The sequence below is a fragment of the Paenibacillus sp. JNUCC32 genome (assembly GCF_014863545.1).
GTDB lineage: Bacteria > Bacillota > Bacilli > Paenibacillales > Paenibacillaceae > Paenibacillus_AQ > Paenibacillus_AQ lautus_A.
This window is the reverse complement of record NZ_CP062260.1, coordinates 4437551-4457469: the sequence shown is the minus strand read 5'-3', so window position 1 is coordinate 4457469 and position 19919 is coordinate 4437551. Positions and strand designations below refer to the sequence as shown.

At 50.6% G+C, this 19919-nt stretch carries 21 protein-coding genes; 15 read left to right on the top strand and 6 right to left on the bottom strand.

Annotation, left to right across the window (positions count from 1 at the left end; translation table 11 throughout):
- Positions 1-8: 8 nt before the first annotated feature.
- From JNUCC32_RS19935 to JNUCC32_RS19925, 3 genes are all read left to right on the top strand, one after another.
- Positions 9-959 carry a carbamate kinase gene (locus tag JNUCC32_RS19935; RefSeq protein ID WP_192569601.1) on the top strand — a complete coding sequence of 317 codons (951 nt, stop codon included), beginning with the start codon at positions 9-11 and terminating at the stop codon, positions 957-959.
- Between the two features lie 236 nt (positions 960-1195).
- Entirely contained in the window at positions 1196-2014 is an 819-nt protein-coding gene (locus JNUCC32_RS19930) for a class I SAM-dependent methyltransferase (protein WP_228468787.1), read from the top strand.
- A 37-nt stretch (positions 2015-2051) separates the two neighbouring features.
- Positions 2052-2612 (top strand): delta-aminolevulinic acid dehydratase, encoded by a 561-nt coding sequence (locus JNUCC32_RS19925; protein ID WP_192569599.1) that lies wholly within the window; start codon positions 2052-2054, stop codon positions 2610-2612.
- 89 nt (positions 2613-2701) lie between these two features.
- Here the strand turns inward: JNUCC32_RS19925 and JNUCC32_RS19920 are convergent, their stop codons facing one another.
- The 5 genes from JNUCC32_RS19920 to JNUCC32_RS19900 form a co-directional block, all read right to left on the bottom strand.
- Positions 2702-3490: a response regulator transcription factor gene (locus JNUCC32_RS19920; RefSeq protein WP_192569598.1), complete on the bottom strand. Its 789-nt coding sequence runs from the start codon at positions 3488-3490 to the stop codon at positions 2702-2704.
- Complete coding sequence (locus JNUCC32_RS19915) at positions 3483-5183, bottom strand: sensor histidine kinase (protein WP_192569597.1); 1701 nt, start codon at positions 5181-5183, stop codon at positions 3483-3485. The genes JNUCC32_RS19920 and JNUCC32_RS19915 overlap by 8 nt, the downstream gene beginning before the upstream one ends.
- A 141-nt stretch (positions 5184-5324) precedes the next feature.
- Positions 5325-6980 (bottom strand): ABC transporter permease, encoded by a 1656-nt coding sequence (locus tag JNUCC32_RS19910; protein WP_192569596.1) that lies wholly within the window; start codon positions 6978-6980, stop codon positions 5325-5327.
- A complete protein-coding gene (locus tag JNUCC32_RS19905) occupies positions 6977-8086 on the bottom strand; it encodes an ABC transporter ATP-binding protein (RefSeq protein WP_192569595.1) in 1110 nt (369 codons plus the stop codon). Before JNUCC32_RS19905 ends, JNUCC32_RS19910 begins: the two co-directional genes overlap by 4 nt.
- A 22-nt stretch (positions 8087-8108) precedes the next feature.
- A complete protein-coding gene (locus tag JNUCC32_RS19900) occupies positions 8109-9131 on the bottom strand; it encodes an ABC transporter substrate-binding protein (RefSeq protein WP_192569594.1) in 1023 nt (340 codons plus the stop codon).
- A 248-nt stretch (positions 9132-9379) separates the two neighbouring features.
- On the opposite strand from JNUCC32_RS19900, the gene JNUCC32_RS19895 reads away from it, so the two are divergent.
- The 5 genes from JNUCC32_RS19895 (at position 9380) to JNUCC32_RS19875 (ending at position 14509) form a co-directional block, all read left to right on the top strand.
- Positions 9380-9607 carry a glycine zipper domain-containing protein gene (locus tag JNUCC32_RS19895; protein WP_012819235.1) on the top strand — a complete coding sequence of 76 codons (228 nt, stop codon included), beginning with the start codon at positions 9380-9382 and terminating at the stop codon, positions 9605-9607.
- A 259-nt stretch (positions 9608-9866) separates the two neighbouring features.
- Positions 9867-10241 (top strand): BlaI/MecI/CopY family transcriptional regulator, encoded by a 375-nt coding sequence (locus JNUCC32_RS19890; protein ID WP_036661746.1) that lies wholly within the window; start codon positions 9867-9869, stop codon positions 10239-10241.
- 8 nt (positions 10242-10249) lie between these two features.
- Positions 10250-11746, top strand: coding sequence for a M56 family metallopeptidase (locus JNUCC32_RS19885; protein WP_192569593.1), 1497 nt, complete (start codon positions 10250-10252; stop codon positions 11744-11746).
- Positions 11747-12012: 266 nt separating this feature from the next.
- On the top strand, positions 12013-12888 hold the full coding sequence (locus JNUCC32_RS19880) for a radical SAM/SPASM domain-containing protein (RefSeq protein WP_192569592.1): 876 nt from the start codon (positions 12013-12015) through the stop codon (positions 12886-12888).
- 100 nt (positions 12889-12988) lie between these two features.
- Positions 12989-14509: a DEAD/DEAH box helicase gene (locus JNUCC32_RS19875; protein ID WP_192569591.1), complete on the top strand. Its 1521-nt coding sequence runs from the start codon at positions 12989-12991 to the stop codon at positions 14507-14509.
- A gap of 181 nt (positions 14510-14690) precedes the next feature.
- Here the strand turns inward: JNUCC32_RS19875 and JNUCC32_RS19870 are convergent, their stop codons facing one another.
- Positions 14691-15422, bottom strand: coding sequence for a class I SAM-dependent methyltransferase (locus JNUCC32_RS19870; protein ID WP_192569590.1), 732 nt, complete (start codon positions 15420-15422; stop codon positions 14691-14693).
- A 251-nt stretch (positions 15423-15673) separates the two neighbouring features.
- On the opposite strand from JNUCC32_RS19870, the gene JNUCC32_RS19865 reads away from it, so the two are divergent.
- The 7 genes from JNUCC32_RS19865 to JNUCC32_RS19835 all read left to right on the top strand — a co-directional run bounded on the left by JNUCC32_RS19865 (position 15674) and on the right by JNUCC32_RS19835 (position 19851).
- Positions 15674-16105, top strand: coding sequence for an NUDIX hydrolase (locus JNUCC32_RS19865; protein ID WP_192569589.1), 432 nt, complete (start codon positions 15674-15676; stop codon positions 16103-16105).
- A gap of 43 nt (positions 16106-16148) precedes the next feature.
- On the top strand, positions 16149-16595 hold the full coding sequence (locus JNUCC32_RS19860) for an NUDIX hydrolase (RefSeq protein ID WP_096775077.1): 447 nt from the start codon (positions 16149-16151) through the stop codon (positions 16593-16595).
- A 15-nt stretch (positions 16596-16610) separates the two neighbouring features.
- Positions 16611-17153 carry a histidine phosphatase family protein gene (locus JNUCC32_RS19855; RefSeq protein WP_192569588.1) on the top strand — a complete coding sequence of 181 codons (543 nt, stop codon included), beginning with the start codon at positions 16611-16613 and terminating at the stop codon, positions 17151-17153.
- Positions 17154-17366: 213 nt separating this feature from the next.
- Entirely contained in the window at positions 17367-17555 is a 189-nt protein-coding gene (locus tag JNUCC32_RS19850) for a hypothetical protein (protein WP_096775079.1), read from the top strand.
- A 235-nt stretch (positions 17556-17790) separates the two neighbouring features.
- Positions 17791-18396, top strand: a complete 606-nt coding sequence (locus tag JNUCC32_RS19845; protein WP_192569587.1) for a DUF2087 domain-containing protein — start codon at positions 17791-17793, stop codon at positions 18394-18396.
- Positions 18396-19322 carry a sigma-70 family RNA polymerase sigma factor gene (locus JNUCC32_RS19840; protein ID WP_192569586.1) on the top strand — a complete coding sequence of 309 codons (927 nt, stop codon included), beginning with the start codon at positions 18396-18398 and terminating at the stop codon, positions 19320-19322. Before JNUCC32_RS19845 ends, JNUCC32_RS19840 begins: the two co-directional genes overlap by 1 nt.
- Before the next feature lie 82 nt (positions 19323-19404).
- Positions 19405-19851, top strand: coding sequence for a VOC family protein (locus tag JNUCC32_RS19835; protein ID WP_192569585.1), 447 nt, complete (start codon positions 19405-19407; stop codon positions 19849-19851).
- Positions 19852-19919 lie beyond the last annotated feature (68 nt).

The window sequence follows — 19919 nt, the reverse complement described above, 5'->3', positions numbered from 1 at the left end:
GGATTGTCATGAATAAATTTGTAGTTGTAGCCATTGGCGGAAATTCGTTAGTGAAGGATAACGGTCGCGAGTCGATTAAGGATCAGTACGAAGCGGTATGCGAAATTGCAGCCAATATTGCGGATATGGTGCAAGCCGGCGTCAACGTGGTCGTTACGCACGGAAACGGGCCGCAGGTAGGCTTCGAGCTGAGAAGGAGCGAGGTGGCCTCCGAGGTCATCGGCATGAATGCCGTTCCGCTCGTGAACTGCGTGGCGGACACGCAGGGCGGCATCGGCTACCAAATTCAACAGGCGTTAACGAATGAATTCATCCACCGCCGCATCACGAAAAAGGTAGCCACTATCATCACGCAGGTTGAGGTCAGCGAGGCCGACCATAACTTCCGCGAGCCTTCGAAACCGGTGGGTTCCTTCTTCACCCTGGAGCAAGCCGAGGAATTGAAGCGCGAGCATCCCGAGTGGGTGATGATCGAGGATTCGGGGCGCGGATACCGCAGGGTTGTTCCTTCGCCTGCGCCCATTGATATCGTGGAGAAGGATGCCATCCGATCACTGATCGAGTCCGGCTGTATCGTGATTGCCGTCGGCGGAGGAGGCATTCCCGTCATCAAGACGAAGGACAATACCTACGAAGGCATCGATGCGGTGATCGATAAGGATTTTGCCACAAGTTTATTGGCGGAACAGGTGGATGCGGAAACGCTGATTATCACAACGGGCGTGCCCCAAGTATTCGTGAATTTCGGTACGCCGGAACAGAAGGCGCTGGAAGAGGTCACCGTTGACGAGATTAAACAGTATGTGAAGGAGGGGCATTTCCCGAAAGGCAGCATGCTTCCCAAAATTGAGGCGAGCCTCAATTTTCTTAAGAAGCCGAGGCGCAGAGTTATCATTACGAACCCGGAAAGCTTAAGCGATGCCATCAGGAAACAGGCCGGCACTCATATTGTGAGTTAATGGTGAAAGCTGTTGGCTAAGGAACCGCCATATCCATGTTTTAGAATGAAGACCCGAGAGGGATGCTTTGAAAAAAGTGCCTCTTTCGGGTTCTTTGCGTTTATATTAAAAGATTACTCTTTCAAATTTTAAAAAGAGGAAAAAACACCATATATTCGAATATACTCTAGAAACCAAAAGAAGAGAGGGATACGCTGATGAATATGCAGACGCTAGCCGAGAAAACGAGTGCCGGCTTGTTTAACGATATCCTACAACATGACTTTTCGCAGGACATGATTTCGGAATTGGAACAGATGAACGCAGTCCAATTGGAAAACAAATTGAAAGACATATTAGCAGTACCAATAGATATATCCAAGCAGAGGGTATTCGAATATCTTCAACTGTATTATTCAGCATCCTGGCAGAATCTCTTCACGGAGCTGAATGTGCCCCGTGCTTTAAGTCTTTTGGAAGTCGGTGCAGGCGATGTCATTTACATTCCCAAGGCTGTAGACGCCTATTCCCATGAAGCGGGGTCCTATGTGACGGCCAACCTCAACAGGGAGCTGACACAACATTTTCAGGAGAAAACAAAAGGAATGGACGTCAGCATACGGGTTGTTGAGGACGATGCCGCCAATATCGGTTTATATTATCCGGAGTCCTCTTTTGACGTTGTCGCTTTTCATCACGCTATTAACGATATCATCCAGACCATTATCGCGGATCGTGAAGGCATTGATACAGTAAATCAAGATTGGTGGACGATCGAACCTCTAATGCTGCAAGCGGTGATGGATTATCACCGCAAAGGTACGCTAAAAGATGCAGCGTATCAGGCGTTTATCCAAATCATAGACACAAGCTGTAAGCAGTTAAAGAGCGGAGGATACATGATATTCGATAACATTACCTATGCCGGATATGATGAAATGGGTTATTCCTCCGAATTTCACAACGACTATATACAACTGGCTAGAAGTTGGATCAGCGAAGCGAATCTAGGTCTGGAAGAGATTGAAGTCGATTCGTATGATAAACAATGGTGGATGATATGGAGAAAAGTATGAGCTTCTTATCGAAGTCATCATCAGGAGGGATTTAGTAGTGAGTAAGCCGATTATGCAGGTCGCTCTGGTTGTCGGACCGGATTGCGATATGGAGAGCCAAGCCGTAAGGGCGGCTCTGGAGTATTTCGGGGTGCGCGTCTTTACATACTGGATCGGGAGGCCGAATGATCTGATCTCCGTCTTGTCAGGCGATGATCTATATGAAGGCACCGATATAATGTTGTTGAACTTTCACGGGGATGAGGGCAGCATGATCATGCCGGAGCTCGGTGAAGAGGTATACGAGGAGGATGAGCCGAGGGGCGGCTTCGGGCCAGGCGAGATTATGCGATATGCGAAGCTGGACGGGAAGACGGTGATCGCGAACGGCTGCTCGCTGGGGGATCCAGCACTGGCCGACGCTTTCCTGAAGCGGGGCTGCAGGATGTATATCGGGCCGGATGACTACCCGGACGGCAACGAAGCGCTGATGTTCGTTCTCCGGCTGTTCTATGAGATCGTTCAGCAAGGACGGGACGTGAAGGAAGCCTTTGCGCAAGCGGTGGCGATGAGTGGTGAGCTATCCATGTACCGGCTGTATGAACGACAGGGATCATAGATAAAGATTCTACACCCCTGCTCATGCCTAGCAGGGGTGTGTGCAAATATAAGTGCGATAGAGTACCTCTAGTAACTAGATTCCCCGTTCTATCCATTCTTCTCCTCGAAATATTCCTGATACTGGCTCGGCGTGACGTGGGCGTACTTCTTGAAGATGCTGATAAAATACTTGTAATCACTGAATCCGATATCCTGCGCGATGGTATAGACCTTGTTGTCGCCTGACTTCAGTAACTCGATCGATTTCTGGATGCGGTAACGGTTAAGAAATTCATTGAAGGTATAGCTTGTCTCCGCCTTGAACTTCTGGTTCAGGTAATAGGCGCTTAAGCCGAGCTCTTCCACGAGGTCATGAATGCTGATCTTCTTGGCATAGTTCTCCTGTACATAGGCGATCATTTTGGACACGTATTTCGAGGTTTTGGTTTCCTTCTCCAGAAATTTACTGTTCAAAATCTCTTCTTTTTCCTGCGGATGATTCGAAATTACTTCATATTTGCGGATTAAATCCACTTTGGCTTTGGCTGATTCGAGTGCCGCAACCAGCTGCTCATCCTCTAAGGGCTTCACCAGGAATTCGGTGACGCCTAACTGGAGTGCCTGCTGCGCCAGGTGGAATTCATTATAACCGGAGATAATGATGCTGCTGAAGGTATGCTGCCGCAGTCCTTCCCGAATCATCGAGATGCCGTCCATGATCGGCATGGTGATGTCGGTTATGACGATATCAGGCCTCAGCTCGCAGATCTTCTCGTAGCCGTCCTGTCCGTTAAGTCCTTCTTCAATGACGATGCAATCGTATTGAACCCAATCGATGCTGAACCGGATGCCCCGGCGAATCATATCCTCATCTTCGACCAGCAGTACTTTAAACATGATATTCACTCCATTCGTAAGGAATCGTAAGGACGACACAGGTGCCTGTTCCTTGCGTGCTGTCAATGTGGATGCCGGACGCTTCGCCATATAGAAGCACCAAACGGCGATGAACGTTGTACAGCCCGATATGCTGCGTCGTGTTTGTCTGGCTTTGCAGAATCCGGTTCACTTCCTGCAGTCTCTCTTTACTCATGCCTTGCCCGTTGTCGCGAACCTCGAGAATGAGCTTGCCGGCGGAGGTGTGGATGTTAATCTCGATCAGCACATCACTTTGATTCTCATACCCATATTTGATAGCGTTTTCGATAATCGGCTGCAGCAGAAGCTTGGGGACGTACACATCCAGCGTTTCCTCGGCTACGGTAATCCGATAGTCCAGCCGGTCATTGAACCGGATTTGCTGCAGCTTCAGGTAATCCCGGACATAATTCATGTCATTCTTCAGCTGGACGCTGCGGTCATGTCCGATGCTGTATCGAAGCAATCGGGATAGGATCAGCACGATCTCCTGGGCTTGATTCGCGTCAATCTTAATGGCATAGCGCAGCGTTTCGAGCACATTAAAAATAAAATGCGGATGGAACTGCGATTGCAGCTGCTTCACCTCGATAATCGTGCGGAGCTCCGACAGCTCTTTGTTTTTCTCGATCAATTCTTTCAGCCGATCCAGCATCACGTTGTACTCATTGCCGAGTATTTGAAACTCGTCATTCGTCTGAATGTCGACATAGCCGTTGAAGTTCCCTTCGCGCAGCTGGGCTAAAGCGTGTATGAGTTTATCGATCGATTCGGAATTGCGCGCCGACATTTTGTTCGCCAGGAACTGGATCAAGACCCAGAGCAGCAGGCTGGCCGCAAGGACAAAGAAAGAAACCGTATAATAGGTGTACTGCTCCGATTTGTAGGAATTCAGCGTAATGACTTGGATCGGCGTGCCAGGAATTCGTTTGGAATATTTGTAGTACTTGCCCCCGTTCAGCAGAACATGTCCCTTGTTATCGACCTTGGGGTTGAATTTATTGAGCACACCTTTGGTCACATTGCTTGTCGTGGCAATAATGGTGTTGTGTTCATCGGTGATCAGGGCGATTTCATTATTTTGCTCGAAAATCACCTTCTGGATGTCCGATTCGTACAGCTGATAGATGATATAGCCTATCGTCTGCTGGTCCTTCACGATGGCTTTGCCGAACGTGTAGCTCGTATCGCGGTCATGCGAATAGCGGAAGCTGTTCATTTCGGTTAGCGTGTCGCCGGGCCGCTGTTCAATCCGGTGAATGAGGTTGCCGAAGGCAAAATTGGAGTACAGCGCATCCGCCGGGGCTGAACTGGCCAGGAAGACGCCATCGGTATTGACGATATGAAAAATACTTTTGATCTTCTGTCGATTGTTGAAATCATAGAACTCGGAATATACTTGTTCGCTGCCCAGATGGGAGCTTACATAGTTGATTACGGTGGGAGATTCGGCCATCCGATGAATCTCCTCGTCATACTGCCGATATACGCCGGATATGGACTGGCTGATGGACTGGGCGGCTTCGGTCGTTTTTTGGGTTAAGTTCAAACGCCCGTTCATAATGGTGAACGCCAAGAACAATACGATTAAGATGGAGAAGGGGATCATCGTATAGACGCGAAATAAATGACGGGTGGATTCCTTGAAATTACGATAAGGTGTTGGTTTCATGCTGCCCTCCATCTGCGATAAGAACCTCGATCCTATTATACTGACTCGCGGTTAACCGCAGATAATCCAAATACATCCAAGCGGCCCTGCATGCTGCAGGCGCCGGCTTGGATGTAGGTCTACGTTATGATTACATTACATTTACATGGAAACTTCCTTTTGTCCGGAAAGCTTCAGGAAAACGAGCAGCGACACGACCGTAATGACGGTAAGAATCGTGGAGAGCGCTGCCGCCACGCCGTAGTTCCCGCGAATGACCTCGGTGTATATGGCGACCGTGACGGTCTTGGTTTTGCCTGTATACAGAATGATCGAAGTGCTTAATTCGGTAATGATGGTAATCCAGCTCAGGATCGCGCCGGAGACGACGCCTGCCAGCATCATCGGAAGCGTAATCCTGAAGAACGTCTTCATCTGGGAAGCGCCCAGGCTGATCGCCGCTTCTTCGATCCCGTCGTTAATCTGATGCAGAATGGCTGCGCTGGATCGTATTGTATAGGGCAGGCGCCGGATGACAAACGAGATGATCATGATGACGGCCGTCCCGCTTAACCCCAGCGGTTTATTGTTGAACGTGATCAATAGGGCGATTCCCAGTATGGAGCCGGGAACGATATACGGGAACATGGTGAAGATATCCAGCGTATTCGTCAATGCATTCTTTCTTCGAACGGTTACGTAAGCAATCAGTATCGCTAACAGAATGATGACGACCAGCGACACGATAGCCAGGAAGAACGTGTTCAGAATGACGCCGCCAATATTACTGAAAGCATCCCGGTAGCTTTGGAGCGAGAACCCTTCAACGAAAATTCTGCCGTTGGATTTCAGGAACGAAGTATAGATGACATAGAGCTGCGGCAGCAGCGCGATTAACGTATACAGATAGATAACCGCATGAGCCGCGATATTGCCGACGCCCTTCTTCTTCTTGGCTTCGATCGGATGCAGTGCGCTCATCGTAAAGGATTTGCGATTGGCTACGAATTTTTGCAGCAGGAATATCGTGGTGGCGAACAGAACGACAATGACGCTAATCGCCGCCGCAAAGCCGTCATCGCCGCCGACCTCACTGATGAACTCGTTAAAGATCAGCACGGGCACGGTTTTATATCCCTCGCCGATCAGCATCGGCGTACCAAAATCGGCAAGCGCGCGCATGAAGACGAGCAGGCCGCCTGCCAGCAAGGTTGGCGTAATAAGCGGGAGAAGCACTTTGCGCATTTTGGCTAAGCCTGTATAGCCCATGCTCTCGGCAGCTTCCATCAGCGATTGGTCCATATTCTTGAGTGCGCCTGATACATACATGAAGATCAGAGGGACCATCTGCAAGGTTAAGACGACTAAGATCCCCGTAAATCCGTAGATATCCGGCATCGTAATGCCGAATGTGCTGCTGACGAATTTCGTAATGACGCCGCTTCTTCCGAGCAGTAGGATCCAGGAGTAAGCGCCAATGAACGGAGCCGACATCGACGAGATCAGAATCAGTACGCGAATGGCCGAGCTGCCTTTGATCTTCACCGTAGCCATAATATAAGCCAGCGGCGTTGCGATAATCGCGGCAAGCAAGGTTACGCTGACGGTCACCTTAACGCTGTTGAAGAGGGCGTTCAAATAGTAGGGCTTACTGAAAAACTTCGTGAAATAGGCAAGGGAAAAATCGCCTGTCGTGCCATTGTACACACTCTTGAACAGCATCGTAAACAATGGCAGGGCCAGAAACAGAATATAGAACACAAAGATCAGTAACGAAATGTTGGTCCAGACATCAAATCGTTTGCGCGTCTCTCTCATAGCCGGACGCCCCTTGTATAGTTCAGTTCGCCGACCGCATCATAGACATTAATTTTATCTTTTTTCACCTTGAGATAGATGTCTTGACCCGGCTCGAGGATCTGTGACGTTTTCGATTCCTGCGTAATCTCCACGCGTTGACCGGATGCCAAATCCACAAAATAATGGGTGTTCTGCCCCAAAAATACGCTGTGTACGATCGTTGCTTTCATGCCGGTCTGGTCCTCGGTTAATATGAACTCTTCCGGCCGAACCGAGATTTGAACGTTTAGCGTATCAGCCTTGGCATCTGACTTCGGCACCTCGATGTTCGTCATCTCTTCCGAATAGCCGGAGCCGAATGCCAGGGCATAGCTGCCTGCGGATTTTGTTATATTGCCCTCAAGGATGTTGGTCCGACCGATAAAGGTTGCAACGAATACGTTTGCAGGACGCTGGTAAATCTCCTGCGGCGTTCCCAGATGCTGAATCACGCCGGATTTCATGACCGCGATGCGGTCGGAAACCGCCATGGCTTCCTCCTGATCGTGCGTGACGTAGACGGTGGTAATTCCGACCTCCCGCTGAATGTCTTTAATCGCGTTACGCATGTCGACCCGAAGCTTGGCATCCAGGTTGGACAGAGGCTCATCCATCAGCAGGACGTCCGGCCGGATGACGATGGCTCTGGCTAGCGCAACGCGCTGCTGCTGGCCGCCGGACAGGTTCTTCGGCATGCGGTCTTTATAGGGCTCGATCTGAACGACCTTAAGGATGTCATCGACCTTGGCGTTAATCTCTGCCTTCGATAATTTCCGATTCTCCAGCCCGAACGCGATGTTTCCTTTGACGGTTAGGTGAGGGAAGATCGCATAGCTCTGAAAAACCATCCCGATATTCCGTTTGCCCGGTTCCACCTGGTTAATGACGCGCTCGTTAAAATGTATGGTTCCGCCTTCAATGCTGTTGAAGCCGGCAATCATGCGCAGCAGTGTCGTCTTGCCGCACCCGGAAGGCCCGAGAAGGGTGAAGAATTCACCCTTCTTGATCTCCAGGGACAGCTCGGGAATGACGGTTGTGTCGCCGTATTTTTTGATTAAGTCTTGAATGGTTATGGTTACGCTCATGGTTGTCACCTGATTCTATAGTTTATTTAACGCTAGTGAACAAATCGACATAACGCTCAACGATCTCGGATTTATGCGCGCTGACGTAGTCCGTGTCTTCATCGATCATGTGGATCTCTTCATAAGGCTTCATGTGGTCGCCAAGCTTGGTATCCTGGCGAAGCGGGCGGTTCGTTAATTGCGTGCCGAACGCATCCTGGGCTTCTTGGGACAGGATGAAGTCGATGAATTTCTTGGCGTTGTCCATGTGCGGCGCATCTTTGATGATGGCGGATCCCGCATCCAGGAATACGGCGCCTTCTTTCGGATACACGATTTCGACCGGTGCGCCGTTCTTTACATAGGTGCTGGAAGGGTCTTCGTAAGTAAGGCCGACTACGTATTCTCCGTCCGCCACGCTTTTGTGGACGGCGCCGGAACCGCTGGCGATTTTGCCGTCCAGGTTCTCGATCAGTTGCCCGACGTAATTCCAGCCCTGCTCACTCTCATAATCGCCGCCCATGGCTTTCAGCATGTTCGTTAACTGTGCGAAAGCGGAGCTGGAGCTTGCCGGGTCGGCGGAAGCAATTTTCCCTTTAAGCTGCGGGTTCAGCAAATCCGCATAACCTTCGATTTTGATATCGCCGATCAGGTTTTTGTTCACGAGCAGCACGCTGCCGTCCGAGATATAAGGGGTAGCGAAGCCCGACGTATTGCGGTGTCCTTCCATTAAATTCTTGTCTTCAGGCGATACGTAAGGCTCGTATAAAGCTTCGTTTTCGCGGTAGCCGGCCATGGAACCGCCGAACATTACGTCAGCGTATGGGTTCTGCTTCTCGGACTGTAAGCGCTTAATAATTTCTCCGGTGCCAGCCGTTACAAGCTCAACCGTGATCCCGGTCTGCTTCTCGAACATCGGAATGATGGTTTTGATGATCTCCTCGCTGTTTGGACTGTAGATCACGAGCTTATTCGACGAACCCGAATCGGACTCGCTGCTTGCACAACCGCTCAGCGCCCCTATAATGAGCACGCAGGTTAACAGTAAAATCGACAGCTTTTTCATGAATAATCCCCCTTGAGCAAATGTTCGTTTCGTAATTGCATGTTCATTGTAGCAAGCTTGGTACCGTTTACATAATCCCATAATCCGCAAACATCGTCTAAAATTCGCAACCTATTTTCGATTAGAAAGGAATCCGAACCGGCATATTTTAAAGAATTCTTTTAGATCCGTTAGGGCAAGATATGGTTTGGAACAACGTCCGGCAAGATGGAGCTGTTCCTGTCACAAATTTCGAAGGAGTGAGATGGATGGCTAATAAAAACGATCGTAATCATAAGGCTGATGCTGACCGCGACACGACCAACATGGGCGTTGACGCTGGAGAAGCTATCGGAACCGCGGGCGGCGGCGTCGTGGGTGCTGCTGTAGGTTCCATACTGGGTCCGATCGGCACGATTGCCGGTGGTATCGCAGGCGCAGCATTGGGTAACAAAGCTGGCGAGGCTGCAGAAAATGACGACAACGATTCAAAATAAACGGCGTTAAACTACCATCTGTACGAGTAAAAATAAGGGGGCCTGGTGAATCCGGTGTGCCCTAAATTATTTGCTGTATGGTTGGACAAAGAACCGCGCTCCTGCGCGGTTCTTTCATTTTACATATAAGTTCGATGCAGCTGTAAACTTCAATTCCCTTTGCTTGACATACCACTACACGATGTAGTAGTTTATAATCACTACATCGTGTAGTAATAAGTTCGTTATGGACGCATAACGACGTAAAGAGGTGTTCACCGTGAACCAGGTTCAAAAATTATCGGATACTGAAATGGAGCTCATGGAGGTGATTTGGGAGTGTACGCCGCCTGTCACATCCACCGAATTGCTCGCACTGTTTGCCCAGAGAGGAAGAGAATGGAAGGCACAGACCATTTCCACCTTCCTGTCGCGTTTGGTGGACAAAGGGGCACTTACGGCTGCGAGGGATGGACGGACCAATAAATATACGCCGCGCATTTCGCCTGAAGATTATAAGCTGATGGAAGCGCAGCACGTCCTGGACGGATTATATCAAGGCTCGGTTAAAAACCTAATTTCGGCTTTGTATGACGGCGAAAAGCTTTCGGATGAAGATATTGCAGAGCTGAAGCAATGGTTCTCGCAAAAGTAGGGGTGCTTATGAATACTATTCTTGAATTGCTGTTGACCCTTACCGTTGCCGGAAGTGCCGTTGTAGCCTGCATTCTTGTACTGCGGATCGTATTCGTCAATACCTTTCCTACAAAGTGGCGCTATGGAATTGGCAAAATGGCAGTAGTCTTTTATCTTTTACCCGTCGTCCTTGGTATTCAGTGGATCTCGCCGCTTTTTACATTTAGTGCAACAGCAACCGTTCCCATTGTGAACGAGTTGCCTTCAACAGAGCAACATGCGCTGCCCGGTCCATATTCAGGGACTGGTTTGGAGCCGCTCATTCCGGCAAAGACCATTTCAGTAAACGTAGCCCTGCCCCTTATTGTCTTATGGGCACTCGGCGCTATAGCTTTTGCTGCATGGCAGTTGTATTGTTATCGCAGATTTTTAAAGAAATTAGAACATTCGCGTGTCACCGTTCCGATAAGCAGCGAAGCAGCGAAACAGCTTTCCTTCATCAAGGAAGCCCTCGGTGTGAAAAGCAGCGTCGGGCTTGCCCACAGCTCCATCATTCGGAGCCCTGTTCTTGTCGGCCTATGGAAACCTACCATTTATCTCCCTATAGAGAATACCGTTAACATGGACATGGTAATCCGTCATGAGTTGATCCATCTGAAACGGAAAGATTTATGGGTCAAAGCGTTCACGCTCGGAGCAAGCGCCCTACATTGGTTTAACCCTTTGGTGCACATTCTTCGCAAGGACCTTCATGTATGGAGCGAGCTGTCTTGTGATGAAGAAGTCGTAAAAGAGATGTCCTATGCCGAACGGAAACGCTATGGGGAGACGATTTTAAGCGTCATGGCAGGGTCAAGGAATTTACCCATGCAATTTATTGCCTCCTTATCCGGTGACGGCAAACAATTGAAAAGGAGATTAATGATGATGCTGAACGTAAAGAAACAAAAAAAGAAAACAATGTATCTCACGTTAACAGGGGTGTTTTTGGTTGCTGTAATTAGCACGTCAGCAGCGGCATGGGCTTCTAGCAATACGCCTAAAATCATTGAGGCTGGTCATGCTGAAGCTCAACCAACAGAAGCGGCCCCAAGAGCGGTATCCTCTGAAGTCCTAGTTGAGAATAATGGAAACCATGTTGTAGATTATCCCAAAGAAGCTCGTCCTGAAGCTGCCCCTGAGAATGAAGGAGACGATGCTGTAGCTTATCCAGAAGAAGCTCGTCTTGTGGCTGTCGCTGAAGGAAGCAATGTCGTGGATTATCCAACAGAGGCTCGTCCTGCAGCTGTAGTTGAGAAAGAAGGAAGCGATGTTGTGGATTATCCAACAGAAGCACGTCCTGTGGCTGAAGTTAAGAATGAAGGTAGCAATGTTATAGCTCCTTCAACGGAAGCTGCCCCTTCGGAGGTAATCGTTGAGAGTGAAGGAAACCCGGTTGTAGCTCCTTCAGCAGAAGCTCGTCCTGTCGATCAGGGTTATAAGTCTCATCCAAACGAGACTCCCCGAGTACTTCCATTACGATAAGATCCATGACGCTTGAAGATATTCTGAGTGTGCTTGATGCTGATGAGTGACGCATTCTAACATAAGCGATGAACATAACATCAATAATTAGAGCAAAAACGAAAGAAGAGGGTACTCCCTCTTCTTTCCCTATATATTAGAATGGCCTCAGATCCATTTATAGCTGTAGCTGTAAATGCCAGCCTATGGTACGATGTGAAGGATTGGCAAGCGAGCAAGCTGGCAAATCGTCATACGATCATAGACATGGGATTGGGGATAACATCTTGAAGACGTTTAAGAAAGTTTACATAGAAATCACGAGCATTTGTAATTTGGCCTGCACGTTCTGTCCGCCGACGGAGCGCAAGGCCAACTTCATTAAAGTGGAGGACTTTGCGAGAAGATTGGATGAGATCAAGCCGCACACGAGTTACATTTATCTGCATGTGAAGGGAGAGCCGCTGCTTCATCCGAAGATCGACGAGCTGCTGGATATCAGCCATGAGAAGGGGTTCAAGGTCAATATCACGACCAACGGCACGTTGATCGCGAAGAACCGGCATAAGCTGCTGGGCAAGCCGGCGTTGAGACAGATGAACTTCTCGCTCCACAGCTTTGACGGACATGTCGGCTCCACGGACCGTGAAGGATATTTGCGGGACATCCTCTCTTTTGTGCGGGATGCGGAGGAACATAAGGTCATCTTCTCGTTCCGTCTGTGGAACCTAACGCAGGACAACCAAACGAACCTGGAGAAGAGCCGAAACCGCCAGACGCTTGAAATGTTGGAGCAGGAATTCAATTTGGACTACCGCATCGAGGAAAAGGTTGAACCCGGCGGTGGCGTAAGGGTAGCCGAACGCGTCTACCTGAACCAGGATTATGAGTTCCAGTGGCCGAGCTTGTCTGCCCCGGAGGATGACGGCAAGGGCTTCTGCCACGCGCTGCGCAGTCAGGCGGCCATTCTTGTAGACGGGACGGTCGTGCCTTGCTGTCTGGACGGGGAAGGGGTCATCAACTTGGGCAACCTTCATCAGAAGTCCTTCTCGGACATCGTGGATGGGGAGCGGGCGAACAACCTCGTGGACGGATTTTCGCGCCGGGAAGCGGTTGAGGAATTATGCAGAAAATGCGGATATCGGCAGCGGTTTGGGGCTTAAAGGGGAGGCGGAGAAAAATTCCGCTTCTTTTTTTATGCCGATCTGTGGTATCGTTATATGTTATGACGTAAGTATAGATATTCACCATAAAGGAGATCCCATGACATTTGAAGATTTAAATATATCCCCTGTCATTCTCAAGGCTTTGGCCAAGGAGAATTACAAAGCGCCGACGCCGATTCAGGCTCAGGCGATCCCGGCTGTGCTGGCCGGCAGAGATTTGCTGGGCTGCGCCCAGACCGGAACCGGGAAGACCGCCGCTTTTTCGGTGCCGATGATCCAGCTGTTGAATCAGCAACCCCCTAAACCGGGCATGGGGCGCCGCATTCGCGCATTGGTGTTGTCGCCGACCCGGGAGCTTGCCCTGCAAATTTCGGATAACGTCAAAGCTTACAGCCAGTTCACCAAGCTGCGTTCGACGGCCATTGTTGGCGGCGTTTCGCAGAAGACGCAGGAACGCGCGCTTCAGCAGGGAGCGGACATCCTGATTGCGACCCCAGGCAGGCTCCTGGACCTCATGAATCAGAAGCACGTCGATTTGCAGCATGTGGAGATTTTGGTGCTGGATGAGGCCGACCGGATGCTGGATATGGGCTTCATCCATGACGTGAAGCGAATCATCGCCAAAATGCCGAGCAAAAAACAAACGCTGTTCTTCTCCGCCACGATGCCTGCGGAAATCACCCAGCTTGTCCAAACCTTGCTGCACAATCCCGTAAAAGTCGAGATCACGCCGGTCTCCTCTACGGCCGAACGGATCGAGCAATCGGTGTACCTGCTGGAAACCGGGAATAAGCAGCAGCAATTGAATGAGCTGATGAAGGACCCGTCCATCGTGTCGGCATTGGTCTTTACCCGTACGAAGCGGGGAGCTGACCGGGTTGCGCGCGGACTGAACAAGGTGAATATTACGGCTCAGGCCATTCACGGCGACAAATCGCAAACCAGCCGCCAGACGGCGCTCAACAATTTCAAAAGCGGGGCGACCCGCGTCCTGGTGGCAACGGATATCGCCGCGCGCGGGATCGACATCGACGAGCTGTCGCATGTCATTAACTTCAACCTCCCGAACATTCCGGAAACGTATGTGCACCGGATTGGGCGCACGGGGCGCGCGGGACTGAGCGGGACGGCGATATCGTTCTGCGAAGTGGACGAGGTTCCTTTTCTTCGGGATATCGAGAAGCTAATCGGAAAGTCCATTCCGGAAGTGAAGGACCATGACTTCCCGATGTCCGGGGCGTTAAGAGCCGCCAAGGTGGACCCGACGCCAAAATCCGGCTCGTCCAAGCCCGGCAAAGGCAAGTCAGCTGCATCGAGACCTGCTAAACCGAAGGCGGATGCGGCCCGCAAACCAAAGGCCGACGCGGCACGCAACCCGAAGACGGGTGCACCCCGCCAATCAAGACAAGACGCGGGAATTAAGCCGAAGACGGACGCCGCCCGCCAATCCAAGACGAACTCGGCGCGTAAGCCCATGACGGAAGCCGTCACGAATCCATATTCAGAGATGGCACGCAAGCTGAGTTCGGAAGCAGCTTCGAAACCTAACAACGGCCAGGCCCGGAAACGCAAGTCCGGCGGATTCAACAAGGGAAGCAGAGCCGGCAGACCTTCATAAGTGGAAGCGGCGATTGGGGGATGACTTCTTATCATGGCCAACAGCCATTCATGCATGCCCCAAACCACGCACCATGCGCATGAATTATGCAACCGTCTCCGACGAACCCATTAAACTTAAAAAGCACCCTTTTCACTTGTGAAGTGGAAGGATGCTTTTTTTTCTTGATGCCGCTAGTGAGCTACTCGCTCTTTTTCCCCGCAAGAAACAGAAACAACGGAATTCTGCGCCTGCGCTCATAGGTTTCCTCGTTGACAAAATACTCTCGCATAGGATGGGACTCCCTCAAGTGCTCCACGATAAAGCCGGCTTCCTGCATCGCCCGGAAGTGATCCTCGACGGTTCGATGGTACTTATGAACGGTGCCGCCGAGCCATTGCTGCTCCCGGTAGCCTTGGATGAAGTAGTTGTCCACCACCCAATTCGTTCTGGTGCCGGACGGCTGCAGCGTGGAGGTAATGACGGGATGCTCGACGGAGAAGATGAACCTTCCGCCTGGCTTCAAGGTCTGGTGAACGCTTCGAAAGATACCCCCGATATCCTGCAGATAGTGAAGGGCAAGCCTGGAGAGCACTACATCATAGGTGTCGCGCGAATACGCGTAATCCTCCATCCTCATGTGTTGAACGGTCCCGTTCTTGTAATCGGCCAGGCTGCTCGAAGCGGCTTCCACCATGTTGCGGGAGCCCTCGATTCCGGCATAGGAGGCACACCCCTCTTGAAGCAGTTCCACGCCGAAGCCGGCATCCCCACACCCCAGGTCCAATACATGAAGGCCCGCGATATCCCTCAGCAGCTGCCGGATGACGGGCTTTTCCAACGTATCGTTGGCATTCTCCCGCCACTGCCGCCGTTCCATGTATTTTTCGAAATTCTTGTCGTTGTCGTAAAAATCGGATCCGTGATAGCTCATAAGTCCCTCCTTCGGATATCAGCCTGCAACCATCTTGATGTACTGTACCATAACGGAGAGACGACATGAATTAATAAGGCAAAAAAATCTTTGATGCAAAAATGAAACGGCGGCCAAGGTTGAATCGCACCAACCCTGGGTCCCCTATAGATTCAATGCTGGAACCTATTTTAAGGTCTCCTGTAAGGTGAGAGTCAATGGTATGATCATATAAAGTAAGATAGAAGAGGTTTATGGAGGGGAGGAAGCACATGTTCATCGTCAATGTGGAAGGTGCCGTGCATAAGGACGGGCAGTGGCTGATGATAACGCGCAGCTTGAAGGAAGAGAACGCAGGAGGAACACTTTCGTTCGCGGGGGGCAAGGTCGACAAGGAAGGCAGCACGTCGGATATTCTGGAGCGCACGGTGAAGCGGGAGCTTTACGAAGAAGTCGGGGTTGAGGTGAAGGAAAACGTTACATATGTCTACAGCTCTTCGTTTGTAACGGGCGATGGCCGTTCCGTCATCAATATGGTGTTCTTGTGCGAGTATGATGGAGGAACGCCGTATTGCAAAAGCCCGGACGAGGTCGATTCGGTGCAGTGGATGACGCTGTCGGAAATTAGGGATCATCCCCAGACGCCGCCGTGGACGATGGAGAGCGTGCGGCGGGCGGAGGAGGCGCGAAGGAAGCTTAAATAAGCATGGTTTTCGAAAAGCAAAATCCTAAGAATGGGGGAAGGGTATGAGCAGCCTATTGCAGGTTCGAGTCACCGGAATTTTGATCGAAGATGAACGGATTCTGCTGGTCAAACAGAGCGTTTCGTCGGAACGCGGCTGGTCGCTTCCGGGAGGAAGGGTAGAGCAAGGGGAAACGCTGGAGGAAGCCATGATTCGGGAAATGGAAGAGGAGACCGGGCTTGTTACAAAAGTGACCAAGCTTCTGTATTTATGCGATAAGCCGGATTCATCGCCATCCCTTTTGCATATTACGTTTTTGCTGGAACGCTTGGAGGGGGAAATCCGCCTCCCGACGAATGAGTTCGATCTCAATCCTATCGGCGATGTGGTCATGGTCCCGATCGCAGATTTAGCAAACCACGGGTTTTCCGAGAAGTTTATGACGATCGTTCAGCGCGGATTTCCGGAGTCAGGAAGCTATCAAGGGCTCAAACGCAATATTGGATTATAGGGAGGTGCCGATCCTATGAAAAAAATATACATCGTACGCCATTGCCAAGCGGAGGGACAAGCGGCGGATGCTCCGTTAACCGAGCAGGGGCTTCAGCAATCGCTTGAACTTGCTGAATTTCTGCACGACAAAGGGATTGACCGTATTGTTTCAAGTTCTTATCGCAGAGCTCACGACACCATTACACCTTTGGCTGATCGCATAGGCGTGGCCGTTGTGCTGGATGCGAGGTTGACCGAGCGAATACTGTCGGGTCGAAATGCTCCTGAATGGCGGGAGATGCTGCGCAGAACCTATGAGGATCTGGACTTGTGCTTTGAAGGCGGAGAGTCAAGTCGTACAGCCATGCATCGTGCGGTAAGCGTAGTCCATGAGGTCCTGCAGAGTTCAAACCGAAATGCCGTTATGGTATCCCATGGCAATCTGATCTCGCTTCTGCTGAAGCATTACGATAATCAGATCGGCTTCAACGAGTGGGAGGCTTTCTCCAATCCCGACGTGTATAAGCTCAGCTTCCGTTCAGATGTACCGGAGATCCGGCGGATATGGAATTCATAGCCACGAAAGAAGGCGTATGTAAAAAAGACTTCATAAGCATTTATTCCCTATATTTGGCGACGGCCCGTCCCCTATAATGGAGTTGCACGGATATCCGGCTTGTCCATCCCAAGGATTGAGCTTCGCATAACAAAGAATAATCGCGGCGGTGGCAAGCGGCGTGCATGGGTTCGAAATACCATTGGAGATTATGAAATAAAGGGGATATGAACCATGGCCAAAACAAAACGGGGCCGCGCACTATGGAACACGCCATCGCGCGGCCGCGGCACATGCCCGGTATGCAGCACGTCGCGCATCAAGCTTCTCTACGTCGCCAACAAATCGGACGGCACGGCACTGAAGGTATGCAAACGATGCCAGAATGCCGATCAGTCCAGGGTGGACGCAGCGGTAGTGTAAGAAGCGGCTTAGCTGATATCTAGGTCGACAGCAACAGAGCAACCGTGTTCCGTACGTGGAGCCGCAACATCCGAAAAACCCGTTCCTTCATGAAGAAGGGCGGGTTTTTTATGGTGCCAGGGCCTTCATTCTCCATGAGGAGGTTTACTTTGTAATTCGGATGGTTTAACATCTGATTTAACAAACTATAAATTAGATGAATGTTAAATTTATATAAGGAGTTGAGTCGATAACCGTGCAATTGGATAAAGTGGTCAGTTATCACAAGGCGCTCGCAGACCCGACCCGAATCAAGATGCTCATCCTGCTTGCGGAAGGCGAAATGAACGGCCAGCTTCTGGCCGAGAAGATCGGCGTCACGCCGGCTACGATTACGCACCACGCGGCGAAGCTGCGGGAAGCGAGCCTCATCAACGAACGCAGGGACAAGAACACGATCTTTTTTTCGCTGAATGATTATTTTATTAAGAACAATGCGACAGCGACGGAGAATCTGATTTACCAAAGAGTCCGGCCCGGGGGCGTAACGGAAAGCTTGCAGGAAGAAGAACGGCGGATGAGGGATTCCGTGATCAAGAACTTCTTCACCTCCGACGGGAAGCTGAAGAGCATCCCTGCCCAGCTGAAGAAGAAACTCATCGTGCTTACGCATATGGTATCCCGGTTGGAGAAGGGACGGAAGTACAGCGAGAAGGAAATGAACGAGTTTATCAAAGAGTATCATGAAGACTTTGCGACGATCCGGAGGGAGTTTATCATGCATCACTTCATGTTCCGGGACAATGGGGTGTATGAGCTCAATCCGGAGAAGATGTGGGCACGGTGGGAGGATCTGTCCTAATGAAAGAACATTCGCCGCTAACCCATCAACGGATCGAGGATGCCAAAGCGGGGGATTTTGATGCCTACCGGATGATCGTCAACGAGTATTCCAACGCCCTGTTATCCGTTGCGTACAGCGTGCTGGGAGATTTCCACGAGGCACAGGATGCGGTGCAGGAAGCATTTCTGAAGTGCTATCGCAACCTGCATACGCTGAACGATCCAGCGAAACTGGGCAGCTGGCTGTATGCGATAACGCGCCGGACCAGCCTCGATTTTGCCAAACGAAGCAAGCAGGCTCTCCCCCTGCACGAAACGACTCCAGCATCGGACAATATCACGCCATGGCTGGAACAATATGTGATCCATGATTCCGTCTGGGGAGCCTTGCAGGGATTGGAGGAGAAGAGTAAATCCGTTGTCGTGCTGCACTACTTAAGCGAGTGGTCCATGAAAGAGATCGGACAGTTCCTTAACATGTCGGTATCTGCGGTTGAAAGCCGAATACGACGTGCCAGAGAAGTTTTGAAACAGCATCTAGCCCGTGACTTCGAGCATTATTTCCTTACTCATCGTTTGGGGAGGGATTTCGAGCAGCAGGTCTCGGAACATGTCCTTAAGCGAGCCGGTCATTTCTATATTCCAGTCACGGATAAGGGGCAGGCCACCGCCTGGTTTATCCTGCATTTTCATCTGGGAACCAGTAGGCACGGCAATCCGGTGCTGGAATCCGGACAGGAATTGTATTTGCTCGAGTGTCAGCGCCACGCCCCGGCTAGCATGCCTGTACTCACGTTCGAAGCAGCGAGCGTTGGGGAGTTAGAGCAGCGGCTGCATCAACAGGGGATTGGAATGGAGCCGATCCGGGAAGATGCTTTATTCGGCAAATTGCTGGTATTCTACGATCCCGACGGCAATAAGTATCATGCAATTGAACCGAATTGATAAAAAAATGGCTCTCCGTGACGGAATCGGTCCGGTTCCATCGTCTATATATTGAAACCACATTGAACAAGAGGTGAATCGAATGACGATAGACAACCCATTAAACGAAGCACCCAAGCTCCAATCCTTGAACAAGCCGCTGCTAAAGAAGGTTCATTGCAATTATCTCCCGGTAAGGAATCTTCCGCTGGCGGTAAAATGGTACTCGGAGCTATTTGGCCTTACGGTGAGAAAATGCGACGATACAGGCGCCATCTTGATCTTAGGGGACGGACAGTGGTTATTCCTGCTGGAAACACTGGGTAACCGAACAGCCAACTTCATAACCAACCAATGGGAAGGGGAGAATTATGAGATGTTCTCGTTAACCTTCGAGGTCGAGAATATTACGGAGCTGCATAAGCGGCTGCGGGAAAATGGAGCACAGGTCGAGCCGCTGGTAGATCACGGTTCCTGCGGATTGCAGTTCAAATTCAAGGATCCCGACGGCAACAAGTTTAATGTTTGGCAGGATGCACCCACGAGCTGACCCATCGAGCCGCAAGAATGGAAGGGCAAGCGCTGGCTTTGAATGAGTCAGAGGGCTTGCCTTTTTTT